We start from the raw sequence: 3,814 nt of genomic DNA, 5'->3' as shown, positions 1-3,814 counted from the left end.
CGCGGCCGACGAGGAGGCGGTGCGGCGCCTGGTGGTCCGGCAGGCGCCGGCGCACACGAAAGGGGCGGTGCGCGTCGGCGGGACGGGGTTCGTGGTCGGCACGCGGTCGGCGGTCGGGGTCGACACCGCGTTCGTCCCGCTGCCGCCGCCGGTGGTGGGCGGCGTGCGCCTGAACCACGACGGAGTACTGCGGCCCGGGCCACGGGGCGTCCGCCACGGGGTGAGCGTCGGCGTGGTGTCCGCGGTCGGGGTCCACACGCGAGTGTCTTGAGAGGACAGGGAAGAGATGACCGAGGCAACGACAGAGGAACAGCCCTTCCGCCGGTTGCGGTACTTCCACGGCCAGCTGCTCACCGCCCGCGACTTCCAGCGGGAGCAGGAGTACTTCCGCGAGAAGCTGAAGCTGCGCATGCGCTGCCTGCTCGGCTACGGCGTGGTGTGCGGGCTGTTCGTGGAACCCGCGCCGCCGTCGGACGACAAGGAAAAGCACGAACACCAGGCCAGGGTGCACATCACCAGCGGGCTCGGCGTCGACTGCGACGGCAACGAAGTGCTGGTGCCCGGCAGCTGCGCGATCGACCTGTGGGACGCGCTGCACGAGGACGAGCGCACCGGGACGACGGTGTGGGTCGGCGTCGAGTACACCGAACGCGCGGTCGAGCCGACCCGGACGGTGTTCAACTCCGCCTGCGCGGACACCTCGGACTGCGACTTCGGCTACACCGAGGAGAGCTACTGCGTCCGCGTCACCACCAAGACGCCGCCGAAGGACGAGCGCTGCGAGACCTGCTGCACCCGGTGCGAGCACAAGGTGCTGTGGCTGGCCAGGATCGACGACGTCGACTTCGCGCAGCCGGTCCGCGAGGAGCAGATCCACCTGGACGTCCGCCGGTTCTTCGGCCGCCGCGTGCCCACGGTGATCACCGGCGTCAACTGGCGCCACGGCCACACGTACACGGTGAACGAGGCCAAGGAGCTGCTCGGCACCCAGAAGAACTCCGGCGGTCTGGTCGTCGAGTTCTCCGACGGCGTCCGCGTCGACAGCCTGCGCCGCGGCGTGGTGGAGATCCAGGTGATCGAAGGCGGCGCCGGCCGCAACGCCGACACCTGGTACATGGGCGGGAAGTTCGAGGAACCCACGGACGGGGACGGCGAGTTCACCGACCACTTCCGCTACCGGCAGACGACCCGCGAGACGTTGCAGGACGGCGACCGGGTGCTGATCACCGTCCGCGCCGCGTTCATCCTCGACCACTGCTGCCGTCCCGTCGACGGCACCAACGTCGGCGGCCGGGTGCCCTACCTCGGCCACGCGAACGCGGACGGCGACGTCGAAACCGAGACCGGTCACGACCCCGAGCCCGAGCCGACCGGCTGCCTCGTGCCGCCCACGGGCATCGGGCCGTGGACGTCCGGCACCGGCGCGGGCGGCGACGTCTTCGAGAGCTGGTTCTTCATCACCGAGGAGCGTTCATGAGCACGACTGATTGCGGGTGCGGGTGCGGCGGGGCGCCGGCCTTCCCCGCCGCGTTCGTCCGGCCGAGGTTCTTCGCGGGGCAGCTGCTCACCGAGGACGACCTCACGCTGCTGACCGACTACGTGGCCGGGAAGGACCGGCTGCACAACCGGACGCTGTCCGGCCCGGGGGTGGTCTGCGGGCTCGAGGTGTCCTGCGACTCGTGCGCGGGCGGGACGGTGCTCGTGCACCCCGGGCACGCCCTGGACTGCTGCGGCAACGACATCGTGCTGTCCTGCAAGGAAAAGGTCGACGTGCAGGCGCTCGTGCGCGAACTGCGGGTGTCCTCGCCGGGCGTCGCGTGCGGTGACCCGTGCGACGACGACCAGCGGCACTTCGGGCTCTTCGTGCGGTACGAGGAGAGCATGGCCGGGCCGGTCGCGCCGTTCGCCACCGAAGAGCCGTGCCCGTCGCCGGGCTGCGTGCCCTCCCGCGTGGAGGAGGGCTTCCGGTTCGTCGTCAAGTGCGACCCGACCGACGACCACCGGTACAACCCCGCCACCAAGCTGCTCGCGCGGATCGGGGACAAGGACGCCTACGAGCACGTCCGGCTGCTGGGCCGGCGGCTCGGGCGTTACCTGGACCCGATGGCCGTCGCCGGGGGCTCGTCGACCCGGCCGATCACGTTCGAGAAGGACGACTTCGTCCGGTACCACGACAACCTCGCCCTGCTGAAGGCCGCCGGGGACACCCCGCAGCCGCCGGAGGCGCGGCAGCAGACCGAGTACGTGCGGGCGCTGGCCTCGGCCGTCGCCCGGTACGACACCTACGACGAGGCGGGGCAGCAGGAACTGCGGTCGCAGTACGAAGAACTCGGCGCGATCGACAGCGCCCGGGAAGCGCTCGGCGCGGCCTGCGACCGGCTGGCCAGGACCGACGCCGAGCAGGTCTGGCCGGAACCCGCGCACCGGCAGATCGCGCTGGCCCTCCTGGCGGAGGTGAAGAGCCGGGTGGTCACGCTCGACCCGGACGCCCCCATCGAGCGCCGCCTGCTCGCGCAGGGGACGCCGGTGAACAACGTGCTGGAGGCCGAGTTCCGGGCCGACCTGGTGCGGCTGCGGGAGTGGCTGCTCGGCCGGCTGGACCGGGTGGCGGGCGTCGAGGACTGCCGGCTGCACGACGACGTCCGCAAGGTCGCCATCCCGCAGCCGCTGCCCATCCCGGAGCCGGACCAGATGCAGCGGCTGAGCATCGCGGACCTGGGCCTGCTCACGGACGCGGCCGGGAAGCTGACGACGTACGTGCGCCGGTTCGTCACCGACGCGGCCTGCTCGACGCTGAACCCGCCGTGCACGGACTGCGCGGACAACGACGTGCTGCTCGCGCACCTGGAGCTGGACGGCTGCGACGTCGTGCGCGTCTGCTCGGCGACCCGGGAGCAGGTGCTGCCCGGCGGCTCGGCCTACGGCGAGTGGCTGCCGAAGCTGTACCAGCTGCGCCACTTCGCCGAGCAGATCTGCTGCCAGCCGATCCCGGTGTACCGCCCGCCGTCCGTGCCGGTCGGCGGGCCGATCCCGCGGCCGTACGTGCCGCGGCTGCTGGAGGACTGGCGGCCGCGGGACCCGCTGGAGCGGATGTGGGAGCTGCTGGTGACCCCGGCGCCGGGGGAGACCGTGCCGAAACCCGTGCGCGAGCAGGTGTACACCGTGCCGGCCGAGGTGACCGACAGCCTGCAGGAGATGAACGCGCTGCGGGGGCAGGTGAGCGACCTGGTCGCGACCGTGGAAGCGTTGCGGGGACAGCTGGACACCGCGCGGCAGCAGGTCTCGCAGGTGCGGGACGAGCTGCCGGAACGGCTGTCCGACCGGCTTTCGGAGCTGGAGAACGCGCCGGAAGCCGAGGCCGCCGACTCCGAAGCGGAGGACGACGAGGAACAGGCCGAGAAGCCCAAGCCGCCGCCGCGGCGTGGCCGGTCGTCGCCGGCTCGCGGCGGTGGCACCGCCCGCAAGCCACGGTCGGGTGAGACGTCGTGACCGGTCCGCTGCGCCCGGAGTTCCACGAGGGGCAGGTGCTCGCCGCCGCGGACCTCGCGGCGACCGTCGCCTACGCCCGCTCGGCGGCCGTCCGGCACGCGCGTCTCTCGCACGACTGGGGCATCGCCGACGGGCTCGGCATGACGACCGTGAACCGGACCGACCCGGTGTCGGGCAACCGGTTCGCCGAAGTGACCGTGCAGGCCGGGCTCGCGATCGACGGGACCGGCCGGGAAATCGTCGTGCCGGCGCCGGTCGTGCTTTCGGAGGCGGACTTCGAGGCCGTCAACGGCGCCGGCGGGCCGTCGACCGAGCCGTACCCGGT

2 protein-coding genes and 2 pseudogenes are annotated in these 3,814 nt (G+C 72.4%); all 4 read left to right on the top strand.

Features of this window, described 5'->3' with window-relative positions:
• Nucleotides 1-271 (top strand): annotated as a pseudogene (locus G3I65_RS39655) (phage tail protein); the annotation flags it as partial.
• A 15-nt stretch (nucleotides 272-286) separates the two neighbouring features.
• Nucleotides 287-1,477, top strand: a complete 1,191-nt coding sequence (locus tag G3I65_RS39650; protein ID WP_160700641.1) for a hypothetical protein — start codon at nucleotides 287-289, stop codon at nucleotides 1,475-1,477.
• On the top strand, nucleotides 1,474-3,489 hold the full coding sequence (locus G3I65_RS39645) for a hypothetical protein (protein ID WP_160700640.1): 2,016 nt from the start codon (nucleotides 1,474-1,476) through the stop codon (nucleotides 3,487-3,489). The genes G3I65_RS39650 and G3I65_RS39645 overlap by 4 nt, the downstream gene beginning before the upstream one ends.
• A pseudogene (locus G3I65_RS39640) lies at nucleotides 3,486-3,814 on the top strand (hypothetical protein); the annotation flags it as partial. The gene G3I65_RS39645 and the pseudogene G3I65_RS39640, both read left to right, overlap by 4 nt.

Origin of the sequence: Amycolatopsis sp. SID8362, assembly GCF_010550475.1 — a bacterium.
Classification (GTDB): Bacteria; Actinomycetota; Actinomycetes; order Mycobacteriales; family Pseudonocardiaceae; genus Amycolatopsis; species Amycolatopsis eburnea.
The sequence above is the reverse complement of the archived record's forward strand: the minus strand, read 5'-3'. Positions and strand labels throughout refer to the sequence as shown.

Excerpts from the sequence above, each read along its gene's own strand:
- G3I65_RS39645 (WP_160700640.1), top strand. The coding sequence starts at position 1,474 with ATGAGCACGACTGATTGCGGGTGCGGGTGCGGCGGGGCGCCGGCCTTC.
- G3I65_RS39650 (WP_160700641.1), top strand. The coding sequence starts at position 287 with ATGACCGAGGCAACGACAGAGGAACAGCCCTTCCGCCGGTTGCGGTAC.